The sequence below is a fragment of the Haladaptatus pallidirubidus genome, from assembly GCF_020700235.1.
In the GTDB taxonomy this organism is placed as follows: domain Archaea; phylum Halobacteriota; class Halobacteria; order Halobacteriales; family Haladaptataceae; genus Haladaptatus; species Haladaptatus pallidirubidus.
The window spans coordinates 260,864-276,260 of sequence record NZ_CP085304.1; the positions used below are offsets into that span (position 1 = coordinate 260,864).

A 15,397-nucleotide genomic window follows, 5' to 3' on the forward strand; every position below is an offset into this window, starting at 1 on the left:
AAGGTGTCATAATTGCTATTTCCCTATCGAAATAACAGTTGTAGATACACTTAAGTGGCATTCTACAATTACTATGTATCGATTTCAAAGGGAAATTCATTCAAACTTTCCTCGTTCGATGTTGGAGGTAGATACTGTTTCCATTCTCGAGTATTGGGGTCGCCATAATCACCGATGTCAGGATGAGGAGCGATATCATCATAGTCCTTTAACCGATCTCTGATTAGCGAGCGAGCGTGCTGGCCTTTCATCGTATCTCCACTAATGTCGTCGAGTGTTCCACGTGGTTGAATTGTTATTTCTAGCCCATATCGCGTATACCTACTCTTTCGTTCCGTATAGAACGGAGCGCGTCCAACGATGAACATTGGTTCTCCAGAGAAGCAGAATTCCCATTCAGAATCATTTGGGTTCGCAGGAATGTCGCTCGGCCATGGTTCTGGATCCTGTGCATTTAGGAATTCGAGAACTCCCCAAAATTGACTACGGTATTCCTGTTCGCTTTGGTCCCCTGGCGGAGGCTTGAAAAATATCACCAAGGTCGTTCGTTTAGCTATCGACTGATATCGTTCAAGATATTGTCGCAATCCCTCTCTCACTTTAAAAAGTGCATCACGATCACGAACATCCCCAGCGAAGAGGTAACGAGCCGAATCGTTACGTTCAGCGTTTACTGCAAAATGACATGGATAATGAGTATCCCGCATCGTCTTCCTGAACTCAATATATCTTTTTTTCTTCCACGCGATTAGCTCCCCTGTGTCTATCGCATCTTGCAATTCAGATTGGTCAAACAGTTTCCATTCATTATTCATAACTATAATCTCATTTACATATTGCTTAATCCTCTAAATGCTGTCCTGTGAGGAGTTCGCTCTTCTCATACTCCTCGCGCGTCTTGGTTCCGCTAATCTCTGCAACCTCCTCGGGAACCGAAACGACCGAGTACCCGACGTCCCGTCCAATAGCGACGGTATCGACATCCGGAATAATCATCGTCTCAACGTTTGGATGCTCCCCATAGACGTTCTCGATCAGCTTTCGGCGCTCCTGTGCGGTGAATGGATTATCCTCACTGAGTTCGGTGTCGCGGATGGCGATAATGACGTTCTTCCCGTTGTCAGCGGCTGAATCGATGATCGTTCGGTGGCCCTTGTGGAGTGGTTGCCAGCGACCGATGAAGATGTGGCTTGGATTGAACTTGAGGTCCAGTTCTGTGTTAATCTTCTCGATGCTCTTCTCCTCTGAGTCCGTCGCCGTCCGAACTTCGAGTTCGATCTCCTCTAGTTCTGGTACCTCAAACGGCGCGTCAATACCGGTAAATCCCTTGATTTCACCCTTACGAGCCTGCTCGTACATTCCCTTTATATCACGTTCCTCGCACACTTCAACGGGTGCGTTGACATAGATGAATGAGACATCCTCAACCTTCTCCGCGATCAGTTCTCGCTGGGAACGATAAGGCGTGATGAACGACGCGACGACATCAAACTCCTGTTCGTTCAACGCTTGTGCAACTCCAGCAGCCCGTCTGAGGTTCTCGCTCCGATCCTCCTTCGAAAATCCGAGATCGGTATTGAGGGTGTTTCGAAGATAATCTCCGTCCAAGTGAACCGTGTTCGGGCCGATTAACCCCTCGGCGAGCGTTGTCTTTCCGGAACATGGCAGTCCGAAGAGCCAGATAGTTTTTCCCGACATTAATTGATTCCCCCTATGAGACAGGCGAACTCGCCTGCTTCTTTCCAAATATTGTCGCCGGTGGTAGTTTTGGCATTGTACGCCTCGACCAGTTTCGACTCTGTGTTCGGTGTGTCGTTGGACATGAGTATCACCTTGCCTGTCACAATTGTGGAGGTCATTGTTGTCGATCTCCGCGGTCATCGTCTTGACATTGACAACCGACGCGAGTCGCCCCGCCACTGTCACCGTCCTTTGCTGCCTCGCTCAGATCCATTCCGACTCCTCCGTGTATTCCAGTTTCTCGACCACTTCGGTATACGTCTTGTCGGCTCGATTGAGTGCGCTTTTGACGAGATCCTCCCTGTCACGCCAGCGAGCGTGTCTCGGGTCCTTCGTCGTCATCACCTTATTAGGGTTTTTGACGTTCTCGGTAAGCAGTGCCGACTCGCCGAGATCGGCAAACTCGATGATTTCCTTGATAGTGGAGCTGGTGTCGGTGAGAACATCCTCGAACCGGACTCGGAGGACGTCATCGAACGCGACGCGGCCATCAAGGATATGGCGGTGGGCTTGGACCCACTGCATCAGGCAGACATCGATGAGTTTTCCCTCGCTAACCCAGCCCGGCGGGAGATCATAGCACCACAGCGAGCCACTGTATCCTTCAAGATCGAGATCGCCTACGTTGTATGTCTGGAACCCCCTGTTCAGCCGCCACCCGTCGTAGAGTCCGTTGATTGACGCTGCTGGGTTCCGTGTGAGGTGAACGACTTTGACATCGGTCTCGGGAAATAGCTGCTCGCGGATCCATGGGAGTCGGTAAGCGTCGCCACTCGCTTTCAGGACGAGCGTCCGTTTGAAGTCATCTACTGTGAGACTGCGCTTGTGACTATGCGAGGAGACAAACGGTCGATCTTCGATCGTTTCAGTTTCGAACGGACTGTTTGCGTCTTGCTCTGAATATTCATCGTATTGCAACGGCGGGATTCCGAACTCCTTGAGTATCTCATCGAGCGACACTCCCTCGAGTAACTTTTCGCGTATCCTCTTGTATGGGAGCTCTCGATTGGGGAACTGTAACGGAAGCCGGACGAGCGTGTTATCTACCCGATGAGTTCGGCCGCCGGATCGTTCGGCTACACCGACCTCGGCGAGGAGATCCGTCAGGAGCTTTTCCCTATCGAACGACTCGAAGTCGGCCGGAATGACGTCGGATTCGAACGCCGGGTAGCAGATCCCGTTCAGAGTGAGCCATCGGTCGTGCTCACCATCGAGACTACACGTTTCTTCGTGGTGTCGAAGAATATCGAAAAGGAGACTACTGCCACCTCTCGGAGCCGTCGCGATAAGCAGCACGCTGTCAAAGTCGTTAACTTGATACTTCGACAGAATCGATTGCTTCTCCTCCGTGATAACCTCGTTTTTTATATGTTCGTAGTTTCGTTTAGCCTGATTTCGAAGATCGTCCGGCGCTTCTTCCAAACTCACTACCCCCCACCCCCCCACCTGTTCACCGAATCAACCCATGGTCGGAACCGACAGTTCGGTTTCATTGATTGTGGTGGAGCTGGCATAAGTTGGTTGTTCGTCGACCTTGACCTCCTCCACGGCCTAAATATCGTGGAATCCGGAAACCGGATTTCGGCTACTTCATCCCTCGAGGTTTTGACCCGCATCCGGGGAAAATCGACGATATACCGGGGGGAAACTTTCGTTTCCTCCCTTGTCGGACTGTGATCCGGCCAATGAGGCCCCGTCGGGAACCGTGTTATCGCCGTACGACAAATAGACCGCGTTCGTCGCCACTTTTTTTCTATTTGGGGATGAATTCTCACCGATTTCATAGTGCCTGAGTTACAGCGAGCCACACCAAAATGATTCTGGCAGAAAGCGAGGCTAGTTGTTGCTTGACCTCCGTCTGAAGACGGAAATATGCGCTTGAAATCCAAACTACCCTGACAGCGACTGCAGCCACCCTATAGTGGGTCGCTCATTAATCTATGCGTTGAACACACCAGTCTCAACTATTAGCGTCGCTGCAAGTTGAGACTATACCGGCTATAGAGACCCCAAATTGCACGATTTTAGCCAATCCACCCTTCTGCAAGCGCTTCAAACTGAACCTCGGAAGCCGTTTTTAAATATTCAATACAGAGGATCAATCTCGCATGCTCATCTCAAATTTACTTGTGACTGACATCGACACCACGTTCGGTAAGTGCGACTAGCACGTCCGGCAGATCACACCCATCGACAATATCGAAGACTGTAAGCCCGGGATGATACGGGATCTCCCGACTGGTTACCAGATCGTAGAAACTCATCTCCAAGTCACGAAGCGTCACATGGTCTACGTTCTGAGCGACTCCAGCGGCATAGAGTGCATGATACGCGCCAATTCCTTCCCCGACGAACGACACGTCCTCAGAGTTGGTCTCGGATCGCAGAAATTCCACAGCACGAAGCGTGTCGAACACACGCATGGCGAGCAGTGAGTCCCCGAGGAGCAGTGCATCGTTTGCAAGCTTGCACTCGGTGCCATAGAAACCACCGTAGTCGTCCGCCCAGTTCGGAACAGGGATAATACGATGTCGGACTGCACCGACATCGCGTGGGTCGAAAACGAAGACCGTCCCGTGCTTGCTGGCGAGCGCAGTGACATCCTCGGTTCGTTCGGGGAGTGTACTCGTGCCCTGATCATACAGCACGACGGTGGGAGACTCACTGTCAGCTGACGGGTCTGTGACCAGGACACCCGTTACGACGATATCCGGCTCATGTTCGGTTTTGAACCAAACGTACTCGACATCTAGATCGTTCTTTATGGTTCGCTTGACGAAGCGCGGCTGGAGGTCACAATCCGATCGACGAAGATCGAACCGGTTGACGAGCTCCTGTCGGAGTTGATCAACGTCCTCACCGTCACCATCAACATCTGTTCCAGCCGTAGGGTAAGCGTCTGCGATGTCCGCTCTGATCAGGTCGTCAATCGTTCGCTCGTCGGGGTACGCGCTTCGGACGCTCCCGTCGGGGGTACACCGGATTTCAGGCTGGTCGAGAACCGGGATATCAGCCTGTGGCTCGTATGTGTCGTCGCTGAGGTGGTTACATAGAAACTCGAACACGCCGTCACGGAGGTCGTAGACGGCACAGTGTGTCGTTTGACCGACGACGAGGTCAACTCGGTCTTCGGCGTCGTAGAACCCGTAGATGTCTTGGACGCGATTCACAGTCTCATAAACCCCCTCAATTGGGAAGTACCGATCCGAGGCCGCCGCGCCGACGCAGACAGGTCGGGGCGCCAATGCTGCAAGGTAGTCGTCGTAGTCGATGCCGTGGGCAACGCTCCCAGTGATCGCCTGTTCGGCATGCGTCCTATTTCCCGTTTTGAACTGTTCGTATCGTTCCGATACCGCGCAGCACGGCGCGGCGACGTCGATGCGATCGTCGACGAGTCCAAGGTAGAGTGTTTGCGTACCGCCGCCGGAAGTTCCGGTCACACCTAGTCGACCGTCGTCAACGTCGGAGCGTTGTTCCAAGACGTCAAGCGCACGCTGCGCATCGGCGATCATGTATCTCGCCAAATTCCAACCAGCTATGGAGCACTTCTGTCCTGCGTAAATGTGTGGGAATGTACCGCCCCCACCGCTTACGATTGCCTCGCCGGAGTCTGGATCGCGGTACTGAGTCCGTTCACCTTGGCACAGCGGATCGAGGATAAGAACGACGAAGCCGTTCAGTGCCAGTTCAGCGCACGCTTGTTGATTGAGTGGGTCGGATTTTGGGGATTCTAAGTGGCCACAGAGAAAGAGGATTCCCGGATGGGGGCCATCATCGTCGGGCACGTAACAGTTCGCTGTGACGTGGAAGTTCGGTCGGCTCTCGAATACGAGGTGCTCAATCGAGAACCCCTCTCGTTCGATATGACCAATAGTGTCAGCGGACCGGTCTGTAGATCGGGCGGGTAGTCCACCGATGGCTGATAAGAACGTCTCTCGTATGCGTTCACGTCGCGCTTCGGCTTCCGTACGTGTATTAATCGATTTCTTCTCGGCGTGAGCCGTTGAAGCGTAATCGGCTGCGCGATCCAAGAGGTACCGCGATAGCTGGTCTTCGGTGTCGAAATAGCCGTTCACACCATCCTGAAAGCTGTCCACTATCTTGGATGGGATCAATCAACTTGATAAATATTCTGCTGTCTACCGGATCCACGCTATGCTTTTCTTTTGTGAGATTCTCCCTCGCTAGAGCGTCGTTTTGACCGGTGTACCTGTATACTGCAATGAACACGAGAAATCACCGTATACATTGAGAGCAGCGGTCTCAACTTCTGCCAGGGATGATGTGATGAGATAGGCGGTCAACCCAGAAGAGTTGGTTGAGCGATCCGAGGTCGGTGGCGATCGAGGGGAGGACGGTCGCGACGATGGTCGTTCCCTCGCCGCTCGTTGGATCGGTTGCCGAAGGCGTTGGGCGAGCGGCTGCAAGCTCCGTTATTTTGACGCGTAAAGTCCCGCAGAACGAAGAATCATAATGCAATATATGGTACGCTCAAAGACGCTGAAGTGTCCCGTAGATTCTCACTCATCAGTATTATTGACGACCAAGACAGGGACCTGATCTGCCCGTAGAAGCGCCTCTGTCGTACTTCCAAGCAGTATCGTCTTGAAAGCCGACCGTCCTTTGGCACCCATAACCACGAGATCGATCCTCCGATCCTCTACGTAAGTGAGAAGCTCTTCATGCGGAACACCTTCTCGAATTGATGTGACAACGGAGACATCCGGCTCACCCTCCGTTTCGATGGCCGTTAGTGCTTCTTCTCCTTCCTCTTGAAGATTTTTTCGTACGATGTCAGGATCGACGATTGCATTATCGTACCCTGTTCTGGTTTCAATAACGTAGATTGCGTGGAGTTCGGCTCCGTACTGCCGAGCCAAGTCGAGAGCCTGATGTGTAGCCCGTTGCGCATTATCACTCTCATCCGTTGCGACGAGGATCCGATTGTACATTGTATCCCAATACGTGACGGGGGAGCAAAGAACCGGGGGCTAACACACGATATTCAGGAGTGGTTCTTCCTGTTACAATCGCCCTCGTACCAGAAGCTTCACCGATAAGTATCGTGTAGCTGTTCGTATCTCCTCGAACACGGACTCAGTATCCAGATATGGCCACTCACAGTCGTCTCTCTAAGTGAGAAAGACGCTGCCGGTGTTGGTCATAAATACCGAGTACTGCCGGTGATCATCATGCTTAGCGTTCTCCTTACGGCGGTAGATCAGCGTCGTCGAGTGCCATTCATTGTCCCTGAGGTGGAGTTTCCGGTCGGTTTCGTACCGATTCTGTCCGCGTTGGAGGAGTCGCTTCGCCTAGGCTTTCTCGCTGGTCTGCATCCGCTTTGCGCACACGGGCGCCGCAACTGTTGGACAGACGGTTGGTGATGCATTAGTTCGATCGAAGACCGGGTGTACCGTCGTCGGCGTTGAGCGTGATGGTGACGTCATTACTGACATCGGCCTGGAGTCCAGTATCGAATCGGAAGACGAACTCATTATCGCAGGCACGGATGAAGACATCTATCACTTCAATGAACTAATGGGCTAATCCCTATCTGACTGGTAGGAACTCTACTGCGAAATCGATAGGTAAGAGAGCGCGTTTCCTCGAACCCCTGCATCTATGGTCGCGCTATCAGTACAGATGAATCGACAGACTGCGTCACACGATCAGTTGTACTTCCCAATAGGTGCTCTTTAATCCCCGACTGGCCGGTCGCCCCCATCACGATGAGGTCGATGTCGTGTCCATCGCTATACTCGACGGTTGCTTCATGTGGTAACCCTTCGAGGATTGTCCGTTCGTATGGGACGTCCGCGTCTTCGGCTCGTGACTCAGCGTCAGTAAGCGCATCATCAGCCATCTGCTCCAGAGATTTACTGAGTTCGTCCGCGATATGTCCGACACCAGAAGCGGACATCTCCGTTCCAACGTCGACCACATTCAGAAAGTGGATCGTCCCCCCGAACCGGTCTGCAATCATGACTCCCTGTTCTACCGCTTCCATACTTGCATCGCTCCCATCCGTCGGTACCAGTATTTCGTTGTACACGATACACCGTTGGACTTCGAGTGGCAAAAAAATTGATCGGACACGCTGCTAGATCCACACGCCATCAATCGTCTTCAACCGTCGCACCGTCCGCTTTGTCGATGGGGTCTTCGATATCGCCCGTGACCGACTCCAGCAGGTCAGTAATCGTTACCATCCCGACGACGTCCCCGTCCTCGATGGCCAGTGCGAGCTCTTGATTCTCGGCCTGGAATTGATCGATGGCATCACTCACGTCAACATCCGGAGAGAGTGTCATTGGCGGTGCTGCCAGTTCTTCGAAATTGATGTTGCCATCCCCGAATTCCTCGCGATGTCTGGCTAGCTGCGGGAAGTAGACGATTCCCCGGAAGTCAGTTAGGTCCGCGCCGACCAATGGATAGCGTGTATGTGGACTCTTCTCCATCCGCCGGAAGTTCTCTTTGGAGTCGACCGCCGTGGATAGCGGGACGATGTCGTCTTTGGGTATCAACACCTCACGGACGGGACGCTCGCCGATCTGCAGGGCGTTCATCACCTCTTCGTGGCGTTCGTCCGAGAGATCACCTTGCTCAAGAACGGATCCGAGCCGATTTCGGAGCTCGGCCCGCGATTCGATGACGTCCTCTTCGGTCTCGAGCCACGCGCCGGTCATCTCGATGCCGAACAGTCGAAGCGTCCACTTCGCGACCCAGTCACCGAGTTTGATGAGGGGAGTGATCGCATAATGGAACCAGTACAGTGGTCCCGCACCGTACCGGCAGACCATCCGCGACCGCTCGACGCCAAGGTACGTCGGGGTCTGCTCACCGTGGGTCAGGTGGACGAGGTTGATAATCAGGAACGCGATGAGCGCTCCAGCACCGATGCCCGCGAGTCTAGAACCCGCAAAAAGCGGTTCGAAGATGGCCGCCAGTGCGGGCTCGGCGACGATCCCCACTGCGATACTCGAGGCGGTGATGCCGACCTGGCAAGTCGTAAGGTACAGTTCCAAGTTCTGCGTCATCTCCCAAGCCCGCTCCAATGCGCCGTCATTCTCCCCGACGAACTCGTCCTCACTGAACTGCCGGGCCCGCGTCAGCGCGAATTCGATAGCGACGAAGAACCCATTCGTCAGAATGAGGAATACCCCTGCTACGAGCCGAATTCCGACCTCCAAGGAGTTCATCAGGCTAACCGTTAGATTTCGAGCCGTATATGAGTTCATGAGTGTCGCTAAGGGTAGCGGGCCAGCAATTGCCTCTACTAATTATCCCACAGCCTGATGTAGTGACTTTAACCTCAATGCGTACGGTTAACAGCAACTCGAATGGGAGCCTTTAGGGATTCTCCAGCAATATCGAGGGATAGATAGGTAATCATCACATGCGTGAACTCCGGAATCTAGACGACGTTCACCCCCGCAATCTTACGCGCCGCCAGCACCTCGTACTGGTCTACCTCATTGGTCTGGTCTCGATTGTCCTCCTTTTCACAGGACTCTACTATTGGGGAATGCGTTCACTCGAAGACCGTCCCCGGTCAATTTTTCAGGCGTTCAATACGGTCATCGAAACGATGACCACGACGGGGTACGGTGCGGATTCACCGTGGTTGACCCCAGCAATGAACGTGTTCGTGGCGACGATGCAAGTAACAGGGGTCGTCATCGGCTTCATCACGTTACGCGTCCTCGTCATCCCGCTCTTCGAGCGAACACCACTCAATCTCGACGATCGGCTTTCGATCAAGGACGAGCACGTCGTCGTCGCAGAGTATCAGCGCGACACCGAGGTCCTTCTTGACGAGCTCGAAGCACTCGACATCGACTACGTACTGCTCGAATCCGATGAAGCGGAAGCAAAACGTCTATCGGACGATGGCTATCAAGCGATCAATGGCGATCCTGAGGAACGGGCCGACCTCGACCGCGCCAGCATCGAGAAAGCATCACTGCTCATCACTGACGCCCGAGACAGGACTGCGAGCATCGTCCTGACGGCGCTCGAAGCAAACGAAGACCTACGCGTCATCAGCTTCACCGCCTCGACACGCCGCAAGGCTGCCCTCGCCGAAATCGGCGTCGACCGAAGTGTCGCGCCACACGCACTCATCGGGACACGACTCGCTGAGAAAGCAACGACACCGATCTCGGTGGATTCGGCGGTCGAAAGTAAGACAGTCGCTATCCGCGAGATTCTCATCCGGCGGGATAGTCCGCTCCATGGCGTCCGAGTGGGGGATTCACCCCTTGCGAACCATCCGAACCTCACGCTCGTTGCCGGGTGGTTCGACGGAGAATTGCGGCTGCCAGCGTCGCCCGACGATCGACTGACACCCAATACTGTGCTCGTGGTCGCCGGCCCGGAAAGCGCGATTGACGACGTATCGAGTGAGGTGGCGGGTATCCGGAGTCCACGGCTTTCGACACGCGCAGCGGTTGTCGTTGCCGGCCTCGGTGAGGGCGGAACCGCCGCTGTCGAGGCGTTTCCGGAGGACGTGCCGGTCACAACTATCGACGAGTCTCCGGATGTCGATCCGGATATCATCGGCGATGTCACCGAACCTGAAACGCTTCACGCTGCAAAAATTAGTGACGCCTCGGCGCTTGTCGTCACCGTCGACGACGATGCGACCGCTCTGTTGGCTGTGGCGATGGCGCGTTCGATCGCCCCCGACGTGGAAATCCTCACACGTGTCTCTGACACTGAGAAGGCATCAGCAGCGTTCCGGGCGGGGGCTGACTACGTCCTCTCGATCCAACAGGTGTGTGCGCGTTTGGTCGCAGCGGAGGTGTATGGAGAGCGGATGATGGATCCTGTGAATCAGATTCGACTCGTCCGAGGCGATGCAGTACCGTTCGTTGGCGAGTCGCTGATCGACGCTCGTCGTGACACCGAGCGTGGATGGACTGTAGTCGGTCTCTCCCGTAATGGGACTATCTACACCGACGAGCAGACCACGATCGAGCCAGGAGATGAGATATTTGTCGCCGGCAGCGATGCTGCGCTCCGGGAGTTCAAAAAAACAGTAGACAGTTCGTGAGACGACGTGCCGCAACGTACGCTATCGCCGAAACGTCTGATGATGAGTTCGGATATCGAGCGGGCCGTACTGTATCGAAGACATAAAGCGATATTGACCTTCCCTCGCCGTCTTTCGTACCACTGACCATTGGCATTCCGACGACATAGCCGTAGTAGCCGATAGTTGTGATGTCAATCGCTACTGTGACTGGACGACGAAACGAGGATTCCGACAGAATTACCGACAAAAGCCGGTCTGTCGCCTGTTGAAATCCATCGATTAGGTTCTCAGGATCGAACTGTTTGACCATCTTTTATTTATCTATTGAATAAAACAGAGACTAGGTGCACTGTGGTTCTTCTTGCGTATATGTTCGCACCGAATCTTCGATCAAGAACGTAGAGTTAGAGCAAGAGAGAACGATCAGAGCAAACGGAGAACTGGAAGTAAATACTCCGGAGAACAAGCTCTAATCAGTAGAACTCGCTGACACCGACTCTGGCGGCCTGCTAGCACGTCTTCCTGGTCGATGACCCTCCGCTGGTTCCATTCAACTATTTCGAATCATTGTCGTTCATCCCTTCTACCGAAGAAGACAAGATAGGTAGCTGGGTTGTGCGGGACGAATGGGCACGATCGATTACAACGTTGTAATAAGGGGGGTTGTCCCGGCCAACCCCCCTCGTTTCGCAGAAACAGACGCAGAAACAGGCGCACTCCACAGTAGCCGTACAACCGTTCCCACCGTATTTCACCGACAAAGCGGTGTGAATCTCGTGTGATGGTGCCGCCACGAACGGGGGTTCCCGGAACCCCCGTGATTACAACGGTATAATCCGCTCTTTTGTGGTTAGTTCCCTCTCGAGTTCGCTTCATGAGCACGCATCCACCCGGCAAGATCGGGATGAGCGAACGCATTCGTGGTGTGCTCTTGTAATCCACAGTGTTTCATCGGCATTCAGAACGATTGGAAGCAAATAGCCAGCGAGTCCCTCGGTATGAGACGATGATGGAAGATAGGTCGGCTCGACGAATATTGGAATCTCGGTAGAAGAGAGTGTATCGAGAATCAGTTGTACGCGTGCTTTTGTGACATTTATGGTGCCCCCGACAATGATTGCATCCGTTCCTGTGTCGGCAATGCCATCATAGGAATCACCGTTTCGCATTGCTTTATCTGGGTCGATCTTCGTGATGTGCTTCCACTGCGTCCACACAGTCGACATAACTTACCGTAGTGCTATCACAGCTAAACCGCTCTTCCTCTAAAAGGTAGGTTGAACAGTATCTCCCTAGAAGTGCGAGTGAGATGTCTAGCTAAGACTAAATCGAACACAAGACTACACCAGCGTATACACGAGCATTTTTGCACGGTAGATTATTCTAAGTGGTCTGGTAGCGTTGTTAGCTGGTTCACAGGTGGCAGGAAAATTGATAACATACTACATACGAGAGGAAGTATGGCACCTCCACTCACGGATAACGAAACAGACCAGTTGCTCCGTACTTGTCGGACGGTAATCGGTGATGAACTCCGGAGTGTGACGTACTTTTCACCGAATGACTATCAGCACCTCTACTTACGAGAGGATCTTGAGCGCGGAACCCATCCACACTCGTTCGTTGAAAATGAACGTGGGGGATTTAGTTCCCAACGCACGTACGAATGGTCCGAACTCGGTGACTACCGATACACGATGCGGACATTCGACAACGGCTATCTCGTTCGTGTCATCGTCGGAACACACGGTACCTATGTGACAACGGATTCGATAACAATGGATCGATTCAATGATGTCGCAGAGGCTGTCAGCAGTGTACTCGAAGAAATTGCATCGCAGTCCGAGCGCCACGTCGGGTAAGAGCGCTTTTACGGCTTGAGTCGCTATTCACTAGTGATGAGCCCTCCAGGGAGTAACAGTTCTTTAGATATTTCTAGCATCGCTAAATTATTGGGCGATTGTGCACTTGGGGGGATATCAGCATGATGCCATGGGGACACGCTGCTTTTGGATATGTCCTCTTTTCACTTGGGCATCGTTTTGTGACACGCAAACCACCAGCGGGGCTTGGAATAGTCCTCGCAGTATTGTTTGGCACTCAATTACCGGATCTTGTGGATAAAACGCTCTCGTGGGGACTTCATCTCTTCCCACAGGGGTATTCAATCGCTCATTCAATCTTGGTTGCCATACCGATTGGGCTCCTTGTTTTAGGCGTGGCAACTGCCAAAAGCCGATTCAAACTTGGTGCCGCGTTCACAGTCGGTTATTGGTCACATCTTCTCGGGGATGCGATCTTGGCAGTTCCAAAATCTGGTGTGACACCAAATGATCGACTGTTCTGGCCCATTGTCACACTTCCACCATACGAGTATGAGACATCACTGCTCGGGCGAGTTAATCGGATTTTTAGTGAGTTCTCTAATGAGATGCTGACTCCAGAGCATTTTATTTTTCTGGCGATCTACTCGATACCCTATCTCCTGGCATTCCTGCTCTGGATAGTCGATGGTGCACCAGGCATCCCATATGCGCGGCAAACAGATAATAAATAGGAAGGGGGAACATGGCGGAACTACACCACGAACTCTGCATAGTCGCGATGAGAGTACCAGAGAGTGTTCACTGCCGCTTATGATCTAAGCAGAACCGGCAGAACCGACGACGGCCATCGGTTCACATGTCCTTGTAGTAAACGGACGCGATCAGCCCACCGACGAAGGCAGAAGTGAGACCGACCGCAAACGGTGGGAAGACCGACTGAAAGATGGCAAAGAGCATGAGGGCGATCACTATCCCGAGGACAAACTTCTTGAATGCAAGTGAGGCATGCTCATTACTCATTGTCATCCATTCGCGCTTTCAGGTCTTTAATCCGCTGCTCGCGTAACTGTTCCAACTCGTGATTGTGTCGGAAATGACGCGCATCAATTATTCTGGCACCTTCATCGAGTAAGCAGAAATGCCAATGACGCCGACCTTGGTTTCGGTGACGTTGTTGTTGTCGTTGCAGCGGGGGAGTTCGTAGAGGACATCGTCGTCGTCTCCGACACTGTCGATCTCATCGAGAACGAACAAGCAATGTGTGGCGTCTAGGGTGTTGAGGTGTTCCCAGAGCATTTCGTAGATATCGCCTGGCGCATGGCCACGTTTGGAGATTTTATTGCCCGAGTCGCGGAGTGCGTTGACGAGACGGACTGAGACTTGATAGGATGAAGTGAGCGACTTACAGACGATCTTCACCACTTCGACATCGAGATGGTCATATTTCTCTTAGTCAGTCTGTAGGCGATTCAGCACCATGTTGGTGGCAAGTGTTTTTCCGACACCGGTCTGCCCATAGAGGAAGATATTCCGTGGTCGGCTCCCCTTGATCACGGGTTTGAGTGCGGCTTGGTATTCTTCGAGTTCCCGATCACGTTCAATGAGATCATCTGGTCGGTAGTGATCGCGGAGTACATCCTCATTCTCGAAGCTCGGGTCGTCAAAAGTGAACTCCTCCAGTCCCATTAGGTTGCATCTCGTATGACCATGCCATAAAGGTAGGAATTTCCGAGCTTCATCCGCTTCCTGAGCTAGTCCAGTTTAAGTAACCCCCACACACGTCGTTTCCCGAGCTTTTCCACCAAAGTCAACCAGTCCTCAGTAAACAGCTAGTCTAATTCAAGATAGCTCAGGAAATGACGTGTGTGTCCCCTTCACGTCTAATCATCGTTGGTGTATCTGTTTAGGACTGAATTAGGTGAATAAACAGCCTCTACCACCCGATAGCTCAGGAAACGACGTGTGTCTCTCTTCTCAAGAAGATCGAAGACGGCTTTGTCCCACCGATAGCTGACCACAAGATGTCTCTTGATGGCCGAAGAAACAACGGATAATGGTGATGTGGCGGTGCCGTGCCAGCCAAGATTACACATATCACTAGCCCATTCAACAACACGATCATCTGTACTTACAATCATCGCAATGTGCTGGCCCCGCCCGAACTGATTGTACGCGCCGATTGCAACCTTCCGTTCGTCATAAATACCAATACCAAGCGTGTGAGATCGGTCTAGAACCAGTGGGTCATCACTGTCGATGTGGAGCTCACGACGACAATGGCCACAGTCTGTGGAATCCATAAAGCGGAATTCCGTGTATACCTCACTGTTCTCGATCATCCACACAGCACAAGAGCCGAAATCGCGGACATTCTCGACCGTGATCAGAGTACGATTGGGAAGCAACTGCAACCGCTGTATGAACGGGAGTTGGTCACTCGATATCCGCGCACTGTCACTAGTGGTGGTGTCAAGTATCTTCATGTCGCTCAACCACTCGCAGAAACCAGGGAGTGGCTACAACACGAGCAGGACATGTGGACAGATGCAGTCATGGCGCAACTATCGCAACTCCACACAAACTAGCATACGTTTGGACAGTGTATCCGCGTTATCGCCGCTCTTTCAGGATGGGTCTTGGTATAACACCGTTTACGATGTTAGAAGTTCGTCCGATGTTTGCGATTCGTACGAATTATGGAGTTCGTTGACACAGCTTTGTTTTTCATTTTCAGAATTGACGACAGGAAGTCTGGTACTGTAAAATCCGCACGATGTTTACGATTCTTACGAAT

At 52.7% G+C, this 15,397-nt stretch carries 18 protein-coding genes and 2 pseudogenes; 5 read left to right on the forward strand and 15 right to left on the reverse strand.

Going from position 1 to position 15,397, the window contains the following annotated elements:
• Positions 1-71: 71 nt before the first annotated feature.
• The 7 genes and pseudogenes from LIX15_RS26770 to LIX15_RS26800 form a co-directional block, all read right to left on the reverse strand.
• Positions 72-815, reverse strand: coding sequence for a YqcI/YcgG family protein (locus LIX15_RS26770; protein WP_227777925.1), 744 nt, complete (start codon positions 813-815; stop codon positions 72-74).
• A gap of 25 nt (positions 816-840) precedes the next feature.
• A complete protein-coding gene (cysC, locus tag LIX15_RS26775; RefSeq protein WP_227777926.1) occupies positions 841-1,698 on the reverse strand; it encodes an adenylyl-sulfate kinase in 858 nt (285 codons plus the stop codon).
• Complete coding sequence (locus tag LIX15_RS26780) at positions 1,698-1,859, reverse strand: hypothetical protein (protein ID WP_227777927.1); 162 nt, start codon at positions 1,857-1,859, stop codon at positions 1,698-1,700. Before LIX15_RS26780 ends, cysC begins: the two co-directional genes overlap by 1 nt.
• A gap of 85 nt (positions 1,860-1,944) precedes the next feature.
• Positions 1,945-3,168: a sulfotransferase family protein gene (locus tag LIX15_RS26785; RefSeq protein WP_227777928.1), complete on the reverse strand. Its 1,224-nt coding sequence runs from the start codon at positions 3,166-3,168 to the stop codon at positions 1,945-1,947.
• Positions 3,169-3,863: 695 nt separating this feature from the next.
• Complete coding sequence (locus tag LIX15_RS26790; protein ID WP_227777929.1) at positions 3,864-5,837, reverse strand: acetylxylan esterase; 1,974 nt, start codon at positions 5,835-5,837, stop codon at positions 3,864-3,866.
• A 423-nt stretch (positions 5,838-6,260) separates the two neighbouring features.
• A complete protein-coding gene (locus tag LIX15_RS26795; protein ID WP_227777930.1) occupies positions 6,261-6,692 on the reverse strand; it encodes a universal stress protein in 432 nt (143 codons plus the stop codon).
• A gap of 183 nt (positions 6,693-6,875) precedes the next feature.
• Positions 6,876-7,091, reverse strand: a pseudogene (locus LIX15_RS26800) (transposase); the annotation flags it as partial.
• Between LIX15_RS26800 and LIX15_RS26805 the strand changes: the two are divergent.
• Complete coding sequence (locus LIX15_RS26805; protein WP_227778103.1) at positions 7,075-7,287, forward strand: cation:proton antiporter regulatory subunit; 213 nt, start codon at positions 7,075-7,077, stop codon at positions 7,285-7,287. The pseudogene LIX15_RS26800 and the gene LIX15_RS26805 overlap by 17 nt on opposite strands.
• A gap of 73 nt (positions 7,288-7,360) precedes the next feature.
• On the opposite strand, the gene LIX15_RS26810 is transcribed toward LIX15_RS26805, so the two are convergent.
• Together LIX15_RS26810 and LIX15_RS26815 are read right to left on the reverse strand one after the other, a co-directional pair.
• Positions 7,361-7,792 carry a universal stress protein gene (locus tag LIX15_RS26810; protein ID WP_227777931.1) on the reverse strand — a complete coding sequence of 144 codons (432 nt, stop codon included), beginning with the start codon at positions 7,790-7,792 and terminating at the stop codon, positions 7,361-7,363.
• 64 nt (positions 7,793-7,856) lie between these two features.
• Positions 7,857-8,939 carry a CNNM domain-containing protein gene (locus LIX15_RS26815; RefSeq protein WP_227777932.1) on the reverse strand — a complete coding sequence of 361 codons (1,083 nt, stop codon included), beginning with the start codon at positions 8,937-8,939 and terminating at the stop codon, positions 7,857-7,859.
• Positions 8,940-9,136: 197 nt separating this feature from the next.
• Between LIX15_RS26815 and LIX15_RS26820 the strand changes: the two genes are divergently transcribed.
• Positions 9,137-10,795 carry a potassium channel family protein gene (locus LIX15_RS26820; RefSeq protein WP_227777933.1) on the forward strand — a complete coding sequence of 553 codons (1,659 nt, stop codon included), beginning with the start codon at positions 9,137-9,139 and terminating at the stop codon, positions 10,793-10,795.
• Positions 10,796-10,889: 94 nt separating this feature from the next.
• Here the strand turns inward: LIX15_RS26820 and LIX15_RS26825 are convergent.
• A pseudogene (locus LIX15_RS26825) lies at positions 10,890-11,090 on the reverse strand (transposase); the annotation flags it as partial.
• A 559-nt stretch (positions 11,091-11,649) separates the two neighbouring features.
• Positions 11,650-12,003 (reverse strand): geranylgeranylglyceryl/heptaprenylglyceryl phosphate synthase, encoded by a 354-nt coding sequence (locus LIX15_RS26830; protein WP_227777934.1) that lies wholly within the window; start codon positions 12,001-12,003, stop codon positions 11,650-11,652.
• Positions 12,004-12,237: 234 nt separating this feature from the next.
• Here LIX15_RS26830 and LIX15_RS26835 point away from each other — a divergent pair, with 234 nt between their 5' ends.
• Together LIX15_RS26835 and LIX15_RS26840 are read left to right on the forward strand one after the other, a co-directional pair.
• Positions 12,238-12,639 carry a DUF7522 family protein gene (locus LIX15_RS26835; RefSeq protein ID WP_227777935.1) on the forward strand — a complete coding sequence of 134 codons (402 nt, stop codon included), beginning with the start codon at positions 12,238-12,240 and terminating at the stop codon, positions 12,637-12,639.
• A gap of 122 nt (positions 12,640-12,761) precedes the next feature.
• Entirely contained in the window at positions 12,762-13,334 is a 573-nt protein-coding gene (locus LIX15_RS26840) for a metal-dependent hydrolase (RefSeq protein WP_227777936.1), read from the forward strand.
• 121 nt (positions 13,335-13,455) lie between these two features.
• On the opposite strand, the gene LIX15_RS26845 is transcribed toward LIX15_RS26840, so the two are convergent.
• The 4 genes from LIX15_RS26845 to LIX15_RS26860 all read right to left on the reverse strand — a co-directional run bounded on the left by LIX15_RS26845 (position 13,456) and on the right by LIX15_RS26860 (position 14,903).
• Positions 13,456-13,623, reverse strand: coding sequence for a hypothetical protein (locus LIX15_RS26845; protein WP_227777937.1), 168 nt, complete (start codon positions 13,621-13,623; stop codon positions 13,456-13,458).
• Between the two features lie 87 nt (positions 13,624-13,710).
• Positions 13,711-14,025 (reverse strand): hypothetical protein, encoded by a 315-nt coding sequence (locus LIX15_RS26850; protein WP_227777938.1) that lies wholly within the window; start codon positions 14,023-14,025, stop codon positions 13,711-13,713.
• A 27-nt stretch (positions 14,026-14,052) separates the two neighbouring features.
• Positions 14,053-14,289 carry an AAA family ATPase gene (locus LIX15_RS26855; RefSeq protein ID WP_227777939.1) on the reverse strand — a complete coding sequence of 79 codons (237 nt, stop codon included), beginning with the start codon at positions 14,287-14,289 and terminating at the stop codon, positions 14,053-14,055.
• A 194-nt stretch (positions 14,290-14,483) separates the two neighbouring features.
• On the reverse strand, positions 14,484-14,903 hold the full coding sequence (locus tag LIX15_RS26860; protein WP_227777940.1) for a hypothetical protein: 420 nt from the start codon (positions 14,901-14,903) through the stop codon (positions 14,484-14,486).
• Here LIX15_RS26860 and LIX15_RS26865 point away from each other — a divergent pair.
• Complete coding sequence (locus LIX15_RS26865; RefSeq protein WP_227777941.1) at positions 14,880-15,188, forward strand: helix-turn-helix domain-containing protein; 309 nt, start codon at positions 14,880-14,882, stop codon at positions 15,186-15,188. The genes LIX15_RS26860 and LIX15_RS26865 overlap by 24 nt on opposite strands.
• Positions 15,189-15,397 lie beyond the last annotated feature (209 nt).